Raw genomic sequence first — 13,822 nt, forward strand, 5'->3', positions numbered from 1 at the left:
TTACGCCCAAATGTGATCCACCTCACAAATAATGCCACGCGGATCGCCTACTTGCCGCCACGCTTTCGGACCTTGTTCGCCGTACGGAAATATGCTTCTCTGTTTGAGAGAACGCTGGAATCATCCAGCTGGCCCGACCTGCCGGAGATGGAGTTCGACCGATGCGCACGATTCCGCCAGACCTGGTCCGTCACTACCGGGAACAGGGCTGGTGGACCACCGAGACCCTCGGCGATCTACTGACCAGCGGGCTCCGCGCCGCACCCGACGCCGCCTTCCGGGTGCATTCCGCGGCACGGCCGTGGTCGGGCACCTTCGCCGATGTCGAACGGACCGCCCGACGGCTCGCGGCGGGCTTGCACCGCCGTGGCGTCGAGCCCGGCGATGTCGTCGCGTTCCAGCTGCCGAATTGGATGGAAGCCGCGGCGACCTTCTGGGCGTCGGCGTTCCTCGGCGCCACCGTCGTGCCCGTGGTCCACTTCTACGGCAGGCGAGAGCTGACCCATATTCTCGAGACCGTCCGGCCCAAGGTCTTCGTCACCGCCGACCGGTTCGGCAGCCTGGAATTCCCGGTCGAGGTCGCTCGCGATGTCCCCATCGTCGGCGTCGTCGGCCGTGACTTCGACGAGTTGCTCGACGACGAACCGCTGCCCGGCACGCTGCCGGTGGAGCCGGATCGCGCGGCGCTGATCGCGTTCACCTCCGGCACGACGCGAGCCCCGAAAGGGGTCGTGCACAGCCATCACACCCTCGGGCACGAAACACGACAGCTGGCCGGGATCTATCCCGGCGATCGCGGAGACCAGATCACCGCCGCCCCGGTCGGTCATTTCATCGGCATGATCAACGCCTTCCTGATCCCGGTGCTCGACGGACAACCGATCAACCTGGTCGACGTGTGGGATCCGGCGAACATCCTGCGCCTGATGACCGCCGAAGGTCTCGCCGTCGGCGGCGGCGTTCCGTACTACGTCACCAGCCTGCTCGACCATCCCGACTGGACCGAAGCGCACCTGCCGTACCTGCGCTACGCCGGGCTCGGCGGTGCCTCCGTTCCCGCCGCCCTCACCACCCGCCTGGCCGGCGCCGGGATCACCGTCTACCGCTCCTACGGCAGTACCGAGCACCCGTCGATCACCGGTTCACGCCATACAGCACCGGCGGACAAGCGGCTGTTCACCGATGGCGCGGCACTGCCCGGCGTGCAGATCCGGCTGGCCGAGGACGGCGAGATCCTGAGCCGAGGCCCGGATCTGTGTCTCGGCTACACCGACCCCGAGCTCACCGCCGCGGCCTTCGATGCCGACGGCTGGTACCACACCGGCGATATCGGCGTCCTCGACGACGACGGCTATCTGACGATCACCGATCGCAAATCGGACATGATCATCCGCGGCGGCGAGAACATCAGCGCGCTCGAGGTCGAGGAGATCCTCCTGACAGTGCCGGGAGTGGCCGAGGCGGTCGCGGTCGCGGTGCCCGACCAGCGACTCGGCGAGCGGACCGCCGCGGTCCTGCGCCTGCTCCCCGGACATCCGACACCCACGCTCGACGACCTGCGTACGCATTTCGCCGCGGCGGGCATGGCCAAGCAGAAGTGGCCCGAACAGGTGCACGCCGTCGCCGATTTCCCGCGTACAGCCAGCGGCAAGATCCAGAAGTTCGTGGTGCGCGCCGACCTCGCCGCACGCGCCGGCGGCGTTGCGATTACCCCTGAAAGAGAATACGATTCTCACAAGGTGACAAGGAGGATTTCATGACGAAGATCGAGCTGCCGTACCAGCTTTTCGATGCCGACAACCATCTCTACGAGACCAAGGAAGCGCTCACCAGGCATCTGCCCAAGGAGTACGCGGGAGCCATCCAGTACGTGGAGATCAACGGCCGCACCAAGATCGCGGTGCTCGGCCAGATCAGCGAGTACATCCCCAACCCCACCTTCGATGTGGTGGCCCGCCCCGGAGCCATGGAGGACTACTTCAAGAACGGCAATCCCGAGGGCAAGAGCAAGCGCGAGATCTTCGGCAAGTCGATGAAGGCCATCGACGCGTTCCGCGATCCGGTGGCACGCCTGCAGGTGATGGACGACCTCCAGCTGCAACGCGCGCTGATGTTCCCGACCTTGGCCAGCCTGGTCGAGGAACGGCTGCGCCACCATCCCGAGCTGATCCACGCGGTGGTCAAGTCGCTGAACCGGTGGATGCTCGAGGAATGGGGCCAGGACGGCAACTTCGTCCACTCCGATCGGATCTTCACCATCCCGGTGATCACCCTGCCGATCGTCGAGAAGGCGATCGAGGAATTGAACTGGGCCGTGGTCGAACACGGTGCCAAGGCGATCCTGGTTCGCCCGGCTCCGGTACCCGGCTTCAAGGGGATGCGCTCGTTCGCGCTGCCCGAGTTCGATCCGTTCTGGAAGCGGGTCGTCGAACTCGACGTGCTGGTCACCATGCACTCCTCCGACAGCGGCTACTCGCGCTTCGATGCCGAGTGGGACGGCAACCAACTGGAGATGCTGCCGTTCAAGACCAACACCTTCGCCATGACGAACCAGTGGCGGCCGGTCACCGACGCAGTCGCGTCCTGGGTGTGCCACGGCGCGCTCAACCGGTTCCCTGACCTGAAGATCGCGGTGATCGAGAACGGCTCCGCGTGGCTGGAGCCGCTGCTGCAGCAGCTGACCGACGTCTACAAGAAGGCGCCGGAGGGGTTCGGTTTCCGCAATCCGATCGAGGCCATCAAGCAGAGCCTCTACGTGAGCCCGTTCTGGGAAGAGGATCTGCAACGACTCTCCGACGTCATCGGCGTCGATCACGTGCTGTTCGGATCCGACTGGCCGCACCCGGAGGGTCTGGCCGAGCCCGCGCGCTACATCCACGAGATCAAGGACATGCCGCTGGCGAACCAGGCCAAGATCATGGGCGGCAACCTGGCGCGGCTGCTGAAGGTATGAACTGGGAATCCATCCCGCAGATGGTCCTGAGCGCGGCGGATCGCTTCGGCGATGCCGAAGCGGTCGTCGACGGCGACCTGCGGTTGAGCTTCATCGAACTCGCGGCCCGGATTCGCCGGGCCGCGGGGGCGTTCGCCGAGGCGGGCATCGGCAAGGGTGATCGGGTGGCGCTGTGGGCACCCAACTCCGCGGAGTGGATCATCGCGGCGTTCGGCCTGCTCACCGCGGGCGGCGTGCTGATTCCGGTGAACACCCGGTTCAAGGCCGAGGAAGCCCGCGACATCATCGCCCGCAGTGGTGCCAAGGCGGTGGTGGTGGAGCAGGGCTTCCTCGGCACCGACTACACCGGCGTCACCGACGTACCGATGATCGACCTGAAGTCCGGTTTCCTCGACAGTGGGCAGCCGCTCGAACGCCCGGTCGCGGGCACCGATATCGCCGACATCGTCTTCACCTCGGGGACCACCGGCCGCCCCAAGGGCGTGATGATGAACCACCGGCAGACGCTGCGGTTGTACTCGGAGTGGTGCGACCTGGCGGATCTGCGGGAGGGCGACCGGTATCTGATCGTCAATCCCTTCTTTCACATCTTCGGGTACAAGGCGGGGCTGGTGGCCTCGCTCATCCGGGGCGCGACCATCCTGCCGGTGGCGGTCTTCGATGCGGACGTGGTCATGGACATCGTGGAACGCGAGCGCGTGACGATGCTGCCGGGGCCGCCCACGCTGTACCACTCACTGCTGGAGGCGAAAGGCACCCGGGACCTGTCCTCGCTGCGGGCGGCGGTCACCGGTTCCGCCGACATCCCGGTGGAACTGATCCGCCGGATCACCGAAGAGCTTCCGTTCCAGTCGATCATGACCGGCTACGGCCTCTCGGAAGCGGGCACGGTCACCGCCTCGCGGCCCGGCGACAGTTTCGAACAGATCGCGACCACCGTGGGTCAGCCGTGCGCGGGGGTCGAGGTCGGCATCGCCGACGACGGCGAGGTGCTGGTCCGCGGTTACTCGGTGATGCTGGGCTATCTGGACGACCCCGACGCGACAGCCGCCGCGATCGGTGCCGACGGGTGGCTGCGCACCGGCGATCTCGGCGAGCTGGACCCCGAGGGCAGGTTACGCATCGTCGGACGCAAGAAAGACATGTTCATCGTCGGCGGATTCAACGCGTACCCGGCGGAGATCGAGGGCTTCCTGCTCGAACATCCCGCGGTGACCCAAGCCGCGGTCGTCGGCGTGCCGGACGAGCGACTCGGCCAGGTCGGCCGGGCATACGTGGTGGTCAAGGCCGAAGTCACCGAGGCTGAGCTCATCGAGTGGAGTCGCGATCGGATGGCGGGATTCAAGGTGCCCCGGTCGGTGCGTTTTCTGGATACCTTGCCGCTCAACGCGACCGGCAAGGTGATGAAAGACCAGCTGCGGTGAGCCATCCCGGGCCACGGCGAGGGCTGATCCGTGGCGCCACCGTGTTCGGCCGGTCGTGCACTGATGTGCGCTGGTCGAACGGGCGCATTACCGCCTGTGGTACCGGATTACGCGCCGAGCGGGGTGAACCGGTGCTCGAGGCAGGCGGCGGTTGGCTGCTACCAGGTCTGCACGATCATCACATTCACCTGCGCGCGCTCGCGGCCAGGGCCGGGTCGGTTCCGTTGGGGCCGCCGCAGATTCGTGGCCGGGAGGGATTCGCGGCGGCGGTGCACCGGGCTTGCGCGCGGCTGCCGCGCGACGGCTGGCTGCGCGGTGTCGGATACCACGAGAGCGTGGCCGGACCGCTCGATCGCGATGTCCTGGACCGGGTGGCGCCGGATCACCCAGTGCGCGTGCAGCATCGCTCGGGGGCGCTGTGGGTGCTGAACTCGGTGGCCTGCCGGGCGGCCGGAGTGGACTCGTGCTCGTTGCCCGGCATCGAACGCGATGCCGCGGGCCGTGCCACCGGACGACTGTGGCGGATGGACAGCTGGCTCGGTGCCAGGGTGGGCGGCGGACGCGTCGACCTGAGCGCGGTCGGGGCGGCGGCGGCAGCGGCGGGCGTCACCGGATTCACCGACGCCACACCGGATCTCACGGTCGAGGCGATCGACAGTGTGGCCGCCGACCGTGCAGCCGGTGCACTTTTGCAGCGCGTGCACTGCATGGCGCCACCGCGGACACCGGACCGGACCGGCCTCGGATTCACCCTCGGTCCCACCAAGATCCTGCTGGACGACACCGACCTACCCACACTGCCCGACTTCATCGCACGCATCCGGGCAGCGCATGCCGTCGGCAGGCCGGTGGCCGTGCATTGTGTCACTCCGGTGCAATTGGTGCTCACCATGGCCGCTGTCGACGAGGCCGGCGTACTGCCCGGCGACCGCATCGAACACGGTGCCATGATCCCCGCCGACACCCTGCCATGGCTGCGCCGCACGGCGATCACCGTCGTCACCCAGCCACACTTCCCCGTGGAACGGGCCGCGCAGTACGCCGCCGAGGTCGACCCCGCCGACCGCGCCGACCTGTGGCGACTCGGCTCGCTGATCGCCGCCGGGGTCGGCGTCGCCGCCGGAACCGACGCACCGTTCGGCGACGCCGACCCGTGGGCGGTGATCCGTGCCGCGACGGAACGCGCGGAGCCGGAGCGCATTTCGCTGACCGCGGCAATCGGTCTCTTCCTCGGCGAACCGACGGACCCGGCCCGCCCGCGCCGGATCACCGTGGGCGCTCCTGCCGACCTCGCTTTGCTGCGCCTTCCACCACAGGACATCACCACGCCACACCGCGACCTCGTCGGTGCCACGGTGATCGACGGACATGTCGTCTTCACCGCGCGGGGCGCTCGTCCGGGGGGCGCTAGGGCTTGCGACGATGCATTCGCCACACTGACAGGTCACCGTCGAGCGTGAGGTGTTCGACCACCGTGAACCCGAACCGCTGATACAGCGGAAGGTTTCGTTCGGTCGAGGTATCGAGCCAACAGGCGTGCCCGGCTCGGTCCAATTCGGTCAGACCATGTTTCATCAGCGCCGTGCCGAGTCCGGTTCCCCTGGAGTGCGGTGTGGTGCCGATGGTCGCCAGCACCCATGCGCCGTCGGGCACCGGCAGCGTCGACATCCGTTCTTCGGCCGCCATCAGACGATCGAGTCGGTCGCCGTGCAATCCCGCGATTCTGGCCGACACCTGCGCGGTCGGCGCTGGGGTGTCGGGAGGAAGGAAGGCGATCACACCGTTGCCGGTGGTGTCGATATAGGCGCTCCCGTGCGGCAGCGCCATGTGCTCGAGGTAGATGCGCTGCAGCGATGAGATGCGTTCCAGGCGAGCGTCTTCCGCGACACACCAATTCGTCCAGGGGTAGTCGGCGAAGGCCTCGCCGAGTATCTGCGCGGCGCGGTCGAGGTCTGCGGTGGACAAGGTGCGAATCGAAGTGGGCATACTCAATTTGTACCTATGTACAAATTTGAGGTCCAGTCAATTTCCGGCCACGTACGATCGCACGTCGACGCTGGGTGTCCGAGGCCGAGCGAACGTGTAACGGAGAGATCGATGGCTTACCTGGCCCGCGCCACGCGCCGTGACTCGATTGTCGAGGCAGCCGCCACGCTGGTGGCACGAGAGGGTCTGAGCGCGGTGACGGCGCGCGCCGTCGCGAGCGAGCTCGGCGGCTCACAAGGACAGATACACCATCATTTCTCCTCGACCGACGATCTTGCCGCCGATGCGTGGCGGCGCTACGCGGCCCGCGAGGTCGAGGCCTACCAGCGCGCGGTTGTCGACCTCGACCCCGGGGCCGCGCTGACACTGTTCTTCGCCGACCTGATCGGCGAGAGCGGCGACGAGGAGCACGCGCTGGCCCGTTGGGCCGAGGCCGGTGCGCACGCCCAGATCCGCGGCCCGGTCGCGACCAGCTATATCGAAACCCTCACACAATTGACCGACGTCCTCACAGCTGTCCTGTCCGGCGCGCACTCCGACGCGGCGCAGGCGCGAGCGGCCGCCGCTCGCCTCCTGATGGTCGGCGTCGGACTCGCCGGAATCACCCGGATCACCGACAACCCGCCACTGCCGATAGGGACGGTCATGCTCGCCGCGATTCGAGCCGAAATCAATTGACGGAAGCCTCGGGGCGCCTTGAGTCATCACGCAGCGGTGTCGGTGCCGTTGCGAGCTGATGCAGCCTTTCCATGGCGGTCAGAATCGCTAGAGCCTTCGTGGTGGGCAACCCAGTGATGATATCGCCGGCCACCCGCGGGGTAAGGCCGGCCAGCAGCGCCGCGGCTACATCTGCGTTCATCTCGGCGACGATGGTTGCGGCTGGACTATCGTCGTTGCGCTCGTCGGCTAGGCGAACGACGTTGTCATGTCGACGACCTCGGGTGAGGTCGGGACGCTGCTGATCGAACTTGGCGCGGTTCCACGCATCACCCCACTCGCTCACCGAAGTCCAGGTGCCGTCGTCGGTTTCGTTCAGCCGGTACGCCTGGTCTGCCTCATCCAGCATCGCGTTCACCAGGCGAAGAGTGACATCGAGACCGGGGAACCGTTTCCCGGTGAAGATGTCCGACAAGGTGGTCGTCGAGTAGCACCGGGCCATCCGGCCGGAAAGAGTGCGCAATCCAGGATTTCCGGTCGCGGCCTTCATCCGCCTGAGTTCGTAACGCAGATCATCGAACGTGTGGATCTCCTCCGGTCGAGGGCGCCACTGGTCGCGAGCAGCCGTGGCGTCTGGTCGCACAAGGCGCAATTGGCCGAGACGGTTCTGCTGTCCCCCGGGCGACGTGGTCGGCAACACGATCGCGGCCTCGCCCGAGTTGCGGCAAATGCTGAGGATCGTCGCCTGCGTTTGTTCCCAGCGTTGTCGCCAATCCTGGATTTCGGCGTCCTCTGCACCACACCCGATCAGAAAAGCCCGGGTGGTCTGCCAGGTGGGGAACTTCTTGCCGGCGGCGGCCGCTGCGAGTGTCGTGTGCGAGTAGGTCGCGATGTAGCCGATCTTTCGGAACGTCCGCTGGGGGGTGACCCTGTCCATTCGGTCCCGCAGGTTCTGCGCGAACTGGCCGACAGGTCCGTGGTCCTCGATCGGATTACGGCTTCTTCCCATCGTTGCGCCGCCTCACGCTCCCGCCGCGATGGCCTCCGATAGCGGCCAGGCAAGGGCGGACGTGGTTGTCAGCCAGCGCATCACGCCGACCGCGGCCGTACTCAGTGTGATCGGCACAGCCAGCGCGATCCAGGGATCCACTCCGTGCAGGACGAGTGCACCTGTCGCTGCCATGAACAGGAGGAATACCCAAACGTAGCGGGCGAACCACCACGACGGCAGACAGCTCGTGCGTGGTGTGGGGTGAGGTTTCAGCGATCCCATGGTCGGGCCTGCTCTTCCATTATCGAACCGGGTCGCGGGGCCTGGGGTAGCCGCCCGAGTGTGCTCCGCGCGTGACGTTCCTATCCTGCACCGAACTACGCGCATCCTCTGTTCGGAATTGTTCGCAATCCGGCCGGTGCTGTTCCCCCAATGTCCGTTGTCCGCAGAACAACTCGAACTCCACGATGTCGGCCCAGGTCAGATCGGCCCGGTCCCCATACGTCCTGATGCGTTCGTTCGCTGCCCCGGCACCAGGAGACTCCCAAGAAGGGCACAAGGACACCGAAAGACAAGGGAGACATCATTGCGGATGTCGGATACACCTCCGCATCGAACCGGGCGTGACATTCCGGCCTCGGGTTCCTGTAGCCGCAGGAACCCAATTCGTTCAGGTCGCCGTAGGAATGCGGGGCTCCCCGTTGAACAGGATCCGCGTCGTCCCGTGCCGCTGCGCGTGTCCGCGCTGCGCTCAGGCGGGGCGCGCGGCCGCTGGTGCCGCCGGGCAGCCGGTGACGCGCGCGTAGTCGAGTGACGGGGAATCCCGCCAGATCCCGATGAATCCGCCCTCGTCGCGCACGGTGCCGACCGGCTGTCCCCGGCGAGCCATCGGACAGGCGTACACCGCGCCGGACGCATCGATCAGGCAGCTCTCGGCTCCCCCGGCGCAGTACTCGGCGAGGTCACCGGTCGGGTGGGTGCCGAGCAGTACTTCGTCACGGTGCTTGTCCAGCCAATCCGCCAGTGCGCGGCGCTGACTCGCGTCGGGCGCGACTTCGGGCGGTCGATCACCGGTGAGGCGCAAGCGGGCGCCGAACACGCCGGTAACCGCCAGCAGCGCATCCAGCCGGTCGGCACTGTGTCTGGTGAGCGGTACCGAAACCTCGAATTCGTAGTCACCGGTGGAGGCGAGCAATTCCATGGCTCGAAGACTCGCGCGGAACGCACCGCGGCCACGAACGGCATCGTCGTCTGTCTCGGTAGGCGCGGCCAGCCGGACCCTGGCCGTCAGCCGGTGGTCGCCCGCGAGCCTGCGGGCCACCGCCGGGGTCATCCTGGTGCCGTCGGTGTCGAAGGCGAGCGCGATCCCCCGCCCGCGCACGTGGTCGGCGATGTCCCAGAAGTCGGCGCGCGCGGTGGGCTCTGCCCCGCCGATCTCCACACCGCACACCCCGAACCGCGCGAGGTCGTCGATCACCGCACGACACTCGTCGGTTCCGAGCCGAGGGCTCCGAGGCCGGATGCGGTCGTCGGGTCGTGCGGCGTCGAGCTCCCAGAAGACAGACATCGGCGGGGAGACGGCGATCGAGTCCGTCCCGGACAGACACAGCTGAGCGTCCACGCGACCTCCTGGTGAGAATCTAATTCTTACCGAAGGATAGGTCATCCAACCCGCACTGAACAGCATTTAGATCGAACAAGCGATCGGATACACCATGGAATGCGGCGAGAACCTTCGCTATGATTACCCTTCAGTGAGAATATGATTCTCGTCGAGATTGCCGCGCAGGGAGATCGCGCGGCCGCCGCGCAGCACATGACAGACCGAGGAGTCCAGTGAAGACCGACGACCTGATACTCGTGAGCATCGACGACCACGTAGTCGAGCCACTCGACATGTTCGACCAGCACGTCCCCCGCAAGTGGGCCGACTACGCGCCCAAGGTGGTCGCCGACGAGAAGGGCGTCGACCACTGGATCTACCGCGACCGACCGACCGGTGTCGCCGGACTCAACGCCGTGGTCACCTGGCCCGCGGAGGAGTGGGGCCGCGACCCGGCCGGCTACGCGGAGATGCGCCCGGCGGTCTACGACGTGCACGAGCGCATCCGCGACATGGACGTCAACGGCGTGCTCGCGTCCATGTGCTTTCCCACCTTCACCGGCTTCAGCGCGGGGCATCTGAGCCGCGGCGGCCAGGACGAGATCACCGTCGCCATGATCGCGGCGTACAACAACTGGCACATCGAGGACTGGGCAGGCGCCTACCCCGGCCGGTTCATCCCGATCGGCATCCTGCCCATGTGGGATCCGCGGCTGGCGGTGGCCGAGATCGAGCGGCTGGCCGCCCGTGGCTGCCATTCGGTGACCATGCCGGAACTGCCCCACATCGACGGCCTGCCCAGCTATCACGACATCGACTACTGGGCGCCGGTGTTCCAGGCGCTGCAGGACAACGAGATGGTGATGAATCTGCACATCGGGCAGGGCTTCGGCGTGCTGCGGCTCGCGCCGGACGCGCCGATCGACAACCTCATGGTGCTGGCGCCGAGCATCTCGCTGATCGCGGCGCAGGACCTGTTGTGGGGACCCGCATTCCGGCGCTTCCCCGGATTGAAGGTCGCCTTGTCCGAGGGCGGTGTCGGCTGGATTCCGTTCTTCCTCGACCGCTCGGACCGGCACTACACCAACCAGCGCTGGCTGCGCCGCGACTTCGGCGGCAAGTTGCCGAGCGAGGTCTTCCGGGAGCACGTTCTCGCGTGCTATGTGACCGACCGGACCTCGCTGAAACTGCGCCACGACATCGGCATCGACAACATCGCCTGGGAATGCGACTACCCGCATTCGGACTCGATCTGGCCGAACGCGCCCGAGTTCGTGCTCGAGGAGCTGGAGTCCGCGGGTGCGTCCGATGCCGATATTCACAAGATCACGTGGGAGAACGCCTGCAGGCACTTCGGCTGGGATCCCTTCCAGCAGATCCCGCGTGCGCAGGCGACGGTCGGCGCGCTCCGCGCCACCGCCACCGACGTAGATATCTCCACCCGATCCAGGGCCGACTACGCGGCCGCCTACACCCGACAGGAAGTCTGATCGACGATGACAGCTCGCCTCATGGTTTTCGCCACCCCGCACGACGGGATGGACGAGGAATACAACCGCTGGTACACCGATGTGCACATCCCGGAGGTCCTGACCATCCCCGGGGTGGTGTCCTGCGAACGGCACCGGCTGGACCGCGGCGGACCGGACGAGGAGCGGTACCTGGCCGTGTTCGACCTCGACGGTGATCCGGCAACCATCCTCGCCGAGCTTCGGGCGCGATCGATGGACGGCCGCATGACGATGTCGACGGCGTCGGACCCCGCGCGGACCAGAGTCACTGTGTGGAGCCCCCTCTGACGCACGACACAGAGCCCGGTACCTGATCAGGTACCGGGCTCTCGCGCGCTCAGCGGCCGGGGCCCTCGAGGATGGTGATCGCGGAGACAGCGGTGGGCCCACCCAGGTTGTGCGCCAACCCGATTCGCGCGCCGTCGACCTGATTCACCGCGGTGCCGCGCAACTGCTCGAACAGCTCGACACATTGGGCGATGCCGGTGGCGCCCGGCGGGTGCCCCTTGGTCTTGAGGCCACCACTGGGATTGACCGGCAGCGCACCCCCGACCGCGGTCGCTCCGGTCTCGAGGAGCTTGTAGCCCTCGAATCGCTCGGCGAACCCGAGATCCTCGTAACTCATCAGCTCGATGCCGGTGAAGTAGTCGTGCACCTCGGCCACGTCGACGTCGCCGGGGCCGAGACCTGCCATCGCGAAGGCGCGCCGTGCCGCGCGCAATGTCGCCGGAAAAGTGGTCAGATCGGGCCGATGCTGGAGCATGACCGAGTCGAGTCCCAGCCCGACGCCGCGCACCCACACCGGAGCGTCGGTGTAGCGGTCGACCACGTCCTCGGCGGCGAGCACCAACGCGGCGGCGCCGTCGCTCTGAGGCGCGCAGTCGTAGACCCGGAACGGGTCTGCCACGATCGGGGCTTGCAGCGCTTGCTCCATGGTGATCTCGAAAGGCAACCGCACCTTGGGATTTCGCGCACCGTGCCGATGATTCTTCACCGCCACCATCGCCAAGTGCTCCGGCGTGGCGTGCGACTCGTGCAGGTAGCGGCCCACATGCAGGGCGTAGCCTGCGGGCGCGAACAGGCCGAGCTCGTAGTCCCAGGCGCGATGCCTGGTCATCGACTCCCATTCGCGCAGCATGTCCTTCTGGGCGGTCTCGCGCAGTTTGTCCGCACCGATCACCAACGCCACGTCCACCGCACCGGAAGCGATGGCGTACAGGGCGTTACGTACCGCGTCGTTGCCGGTGGCGCAGGAATTCTCGATGTGGGTGACCGGTAGTTCGGCGAGACCGAGCGATTCCGCGAGTATCCCGGACCCGAACCCGTCGGTGGTCCGGAGCGCACCGAACCACGCGGCGTCGATCTCGGCCACCCGGAGTCCCTTGTCGACCGAGGCGGCGCAGTCGGCGAAGGCCATCGGCAGCAGGTCACCGATCCCCAAGGCGAAGTGTTCGGCGAAGGGGGTCATCCCCGCGCCGACGACAGCGACTCTTCTCATGGCAATTCCCTTTCCTGCCGCGCGAGAACGGTCTCGGGTTCGAACGCGTATCCGTAGTCCGGGACGCCCGAGCGGGTCGCCATCCGGCGCAACACCATTCGGCCGCGCACGCCGATTCCCGCAGTCCCGGCGTCACCTCCGGTCACCTTCGCCAGCGCGCGTACCCCGACATCGTCGAGTTCGACGATGACCAGCGAGTACGGGCTCTCGAGGCCCGCCACCGGCATGCGCACGGTGGTCTCGGCGTAGACGGTTCCGGTGCGCGGCAACGGCACCAGGGTGTAGTCGGTGGCGAGTGTCCCGTCCTCGCCCAGCCGATAGCGCGGGGGGAAGTCCAGCGTGGCGCTGCCGTCGAACCGACCCGCTTCCCAGCGCACCTTGGCCTCGAAGGCCCGCTCGTAGGCGGCCAGCGAGATCGGCCGATCGGTCGCTGGTTCGACGACGCCGTCGAGCGGCGGGCGCGCCGACGGCTCGTTGCGCCGCAACGACACCGGTCCCGGCACGACAGCGACACCGGACAGGCCCGCCTGTTCCACCCCGACCAGCAGCCCGGCGGCACCCGATTCGGCCATGGCGGCCAGCGCGAACAGCGCCGAGGACGCCCCCGTCGTCGGCAGCCGTGGCGGTGCCTGGCACAACGCGGCCGCCTGCTTGTGATCCACGCCCGCGACCGCGACCGGGGTGTCCAGCCAAGCCGCCGACAACGAGGCGACCACGCCGCGCTCGCGCAGCAATCGGGGATCTCCGTAGTCATTGACCCCGTTGGCATTTCGCGTGCGCACCGGCAGGCTGCGCGCCACCCTCGCGGTGGTGCGGATCTGCGCGCCACCGTGGTCGGAGATCCAGGCGGCCGCGGCGCCCGCGGGCTCGACATCCACGCCGATCACCAGGGTGCGTGGCCGGGCCGAACTCAGCGCGTCCAACGTGGCGGGGGCGCCGCCGAGGCGCTCGATCACTTCGAGCTCGGGATCCAGGCCGAGGCCGGCGAGCAGGACCGCGGTGTTGCTGCTTTCCACCAGTGGCAGATCGCGACTGACCACCACCACCCGCTCCACCGTCTCGCCCTCGGCGAGCGCGGAACGACCGGCCGCCACCGCGAGGGTGACCGCATCCTCGTCGCCACCCACGATCCGGCGGTGCCGGTCTCCCCAGCACGGCAGATATGTCCCTATCGATGCGACATGCGGCATGTCCGCTCC

At 67.4% G+C, this 13,822-nt stretch carries 13 protein-coding genes; 7 read left to right on the plus strand and 6 right to left on the minus strand.

Annotation, left to right across the window (positions count from 1 at the left end; genetic code table 11):
* The first annotated feature begins 161 nt into the window (after positions 1–161).
* The 4 genes from ACQHI0_RS13620 to ACQHI0_RS13635 are packed head-to-tail and all read left to right on the plus strand — an operon-like array spanning position 162 to position 5,837.
* Positions 162–1,760, plus strand: a complete 1,599-nt coding sequence (locus tag ACQHI0_RS13620; protein WP_427908303.1) for an AMP-binding protein — start codon at positions 162–164, stop codon at positions 1,758–1,760.
* The gene (locus ACQHI0_RS13625; RefSeq protein WP_379218582.1) at positions 1,757–2,953 is read left to right on the plus strand and encodes an amidohydrolase family protein; all 1,197 of its coding nucleotides are present in this window, start codon (positions 1,757–1,759) and stop codon (positions 2,951–2,953) included. Before ACQHI0_RS13620 ends, ACQHI0_RS13625 begins: the two co-directional genes overlap by 4 nt.
* Positions 2,950–4,377 carry a FadD3 family acyl-CoA ligase gene (locus ACQHI0_RS13630; RefSeq protein ID WP_427908304.1) on the plus strand — a complete coding sequence of 476 codons (1,428 nt, stop codon included), beginning with the start codon at positions 2,950–2,952 and terminating at the stop codon, positions 4,375–4,377. The genes ACQHI0_RS13625 and ACQHI0_RS13630 overlap by 4 nt, the downstream gene beginning before the upstream one ends.
* A complete protein-coding gene (locus ACQHI0_RS13635; protein WP_427908305.1) occupies positions 4,374–5,837 on the plus strand; it encodes an amidohydrolase family protein in 1,464 nt (487 codons plus the stop codon). The genes ACQHI0_RS13630 and ACQHI0_RS13635 overlap by 4 nt, the downstream gene beginning before the upstream one ends.
* On the opposite strand, the gene ACQHI0_RS13640 is transcribed toward ACQHI0_RS13635, so the two are convergent.
* On the minus strand, positions 5,785–6,363 hold the full coding sequence (locus ACQHI0_RS13640; RefSeq protein ID WP_427908306.1) for a GNAT family N-acetyltransferase: 579 nt from the start codon (positions 6,361–6,363) through the stop codon (positions 5,785–5,787). The genes ACQHI0_RS13635 and ACQHI0_RS13640 overlap by 53 nt on opposite strands.
* A gap of 111 nt (positions 6,364–6,474) precedes the next feature.
* On the opposite strand from ACQHI0_RS13640, the gene ACQHI0_RS13645 reads away from it, so the two are divergent.
* Positions 6,475–7,041 carry a TetR family transcriptional regulator gene (locus ACQHI0_RS13645; protein ID WP_427908307.1) on the plus strand — a complete coding sequence of 189 codons (567 nt, stop codon included), beginning with the start codon at positions 6,475–6,477 and terminating at the stop codon, positions 7,039–7,041.
* Here the strand turns inward: ACQHI0_RS13645 and ACQHI0_RS13650 are convergent.
* From ACQHI0_RS13650 to ACQHI0_RS13660, 3 genes are all read right to left on the minus strand, one after another.
* Positions 7,034–7,957, minus strand: coding sequence for a hypothetical protein (locus ACQHI0_RS13650; RefSeq protein WP_427908308.1), 924 nt, complete (start codon positions 7,955–7,957; stop codon positions 7,034–7,036). The two genes, ACQHI0_RS13645 and ACQHI0_RS13650, sit on opposite strands and share 8 nt — an antisense overlap.
* Before the next feature lie 84 nt (positions 7,958–8,041).
* Positions 8,042–8,203, minus strand: coding sequence for a hypothetical protein (locus ACQHI0_RS13655; RefSeq protein WP_427908309.1), 162 nt, complete (start codon positions 8,201–8,203; stop codon positions 8,042–8,044).
* 559 nt (positions 8,204–8,762) lie between these two features.
* Positions 8,763–9,632 (minus strand): radical SAM protein, encoded by an 870-nt coding sequence (locus ACQHI0_RS13660; protein WP_427908310.1) that lies wholly within the window; start codon positions 9,630–9,632, stop codon positions 8,763–8,765.
* A 215-nt stretch (positions 9,633–9,847) separates the two neighbouring features.
* Between ACQHI0_RS13660 and ACQHI0_RS13665 the strand changes: the two genes are divergently transcribed.
* On the plus strand, positions 9,848–11,104 hold the full coding sequence (locus ACQHI0_RS13665) for an amidohydrolase family protein (protein ID WP_427908311.1): 1,257 nt from the start codon (positions 9,848–9,850) through the stop codon (positions 11,102–11,104).
* A gap of 6 nt (positions 11,105–11,110) precedes the next feature.
* The gene (locus ACQHI0_RS13670) at positions 11,111–11,413 is read left to right on the plus strand and encodes a DUF4286 family protein (protein WP_427908312.1); all 303 of its coding nucleotides are present in this window, start codon (positions 11,111–11,113) and stop codon (positions 11,411–11,413) included.
* A gap of 49 nt (positions 11,414–11,462) precedes the next feature.
* On the opposite strand, the gene ACQHI0_RS13675 is transcribed toward ACQHI0_RS13670, so the two are convergent.
* Together ACQHI0_RS13675 and ACQHI0_RS13680 are read right to left on the minus strand one after the other, a co-directional pair.
* A complete protein-coding gene (locus ACQHI0_RS13675; protein WP_427908313.1) occupies positions 11,463–12,623 on the minus strand; it encodes a thiolase C-terminal domain-containing protein in 1,161 nt (386 codons plus the stop codon).
* Complete coding sequence (locus ACQHI0_RS13680; protein WP_427908314.1) at positions 12,620–13,813, minus strand: OB-fold domain-containing protein; 1,194 nt, start codon at positions 13,811–13,813, stop codon at positions 12,620–12,622. The genes ACQHI0_RS13675 and ACQHI0_RS13680 overlap by 4 nt, the downstream gene beginning before the upstream one ends.
* Between the last annotated feature and the right edge of the window lie 9 nt (positions 13,814–13,822).

It is taken from the genome of Nocardia sp. FBN12 (assembly GCF_050320175.1).
In the GTDB taxonomy this organism is placed as follows: Bacteria; Actinomycetota; Actinomycetes; order Mycobacteriales; family Mycobacteriaceae; genus Nocardia.

Excerpts from the sequence above, each read along its gene's own strand:
- ACQHI0_RS13620 (WP_427908303.1), top strand. The coding sequence starts at position 162 with ATGCGCACGATTCCGCCAGACCTGGTCCGTCACTACCGGGAACAGGGC.
- ACQHI0_RS13625 (WP_379218582.1), top strand. The coding sequence starts at position 1,757 with ATGACGAAGATCGAGCTGCCGTACCAGCTTTTCGATGCCGACAACCAT.
- ACQHI0_RS13630 (WP_427908304.1), top strand. The coding sequence starts at position 2,950 with ATGAACTGGGAATCCATCCCGCAGATGGTCCTGAGCGCGGCGGATCGC.
- ACQHI0_RS13640 (WP_427908306.1), bottom strand. The coding sequence starts at position 6,363 with ATGCCCACTTCGATTCGCACCTTGTCCACCGCAGACCTCGACCGCGCC.
- ACQHI0_RS13645 (WP_427908307.1), top strand. The coding sequence starts at position 6,475 with ATGGCTTACCTGGCCCGCGCCACGCGCCGTGACTCGATTGTCGAGGCA.
- ACQHI0_RS13650 (WP_427908308.1), bottom strand. The coding sequence starts at position 7,957 with ATGGACAGGGTCACCCCCCAGCGGACGTTCCGAAAGATCGGCTACATC.
- ACQHI0_RS13655 (WP_427908309.1), bottom strand. The coding sequence starts at position 8,203 with ATGGCAGCGACAGGTGCACTCGTCCTGCACGGAGTGGATCCCTGGATC.
- ACQHI0_RS13670 (WP_427908312.1), top strand. The coding sequence starts at position 11,111 with ATGACAGCTCGCCTCATGGTTTTCGCCACCCCGCACGACGGGATGGAC.
- ACQHI0_RS13675 (WP_427908313.1), bottom strand. The coding sequence starts at position 12,623 with ATGAGAAGAGTCGCTGTCGTCGGCGCGGGGATGACCCCCTTCGCCGAA.
- ACQHI0_RS13680 (WP_427908314.1), bottom strand. The coding sequence starts at position 13,813 with ATGCCGCATGTCGCATCGATAGGGACATATCTGCCGTGCTGGGGAGAC.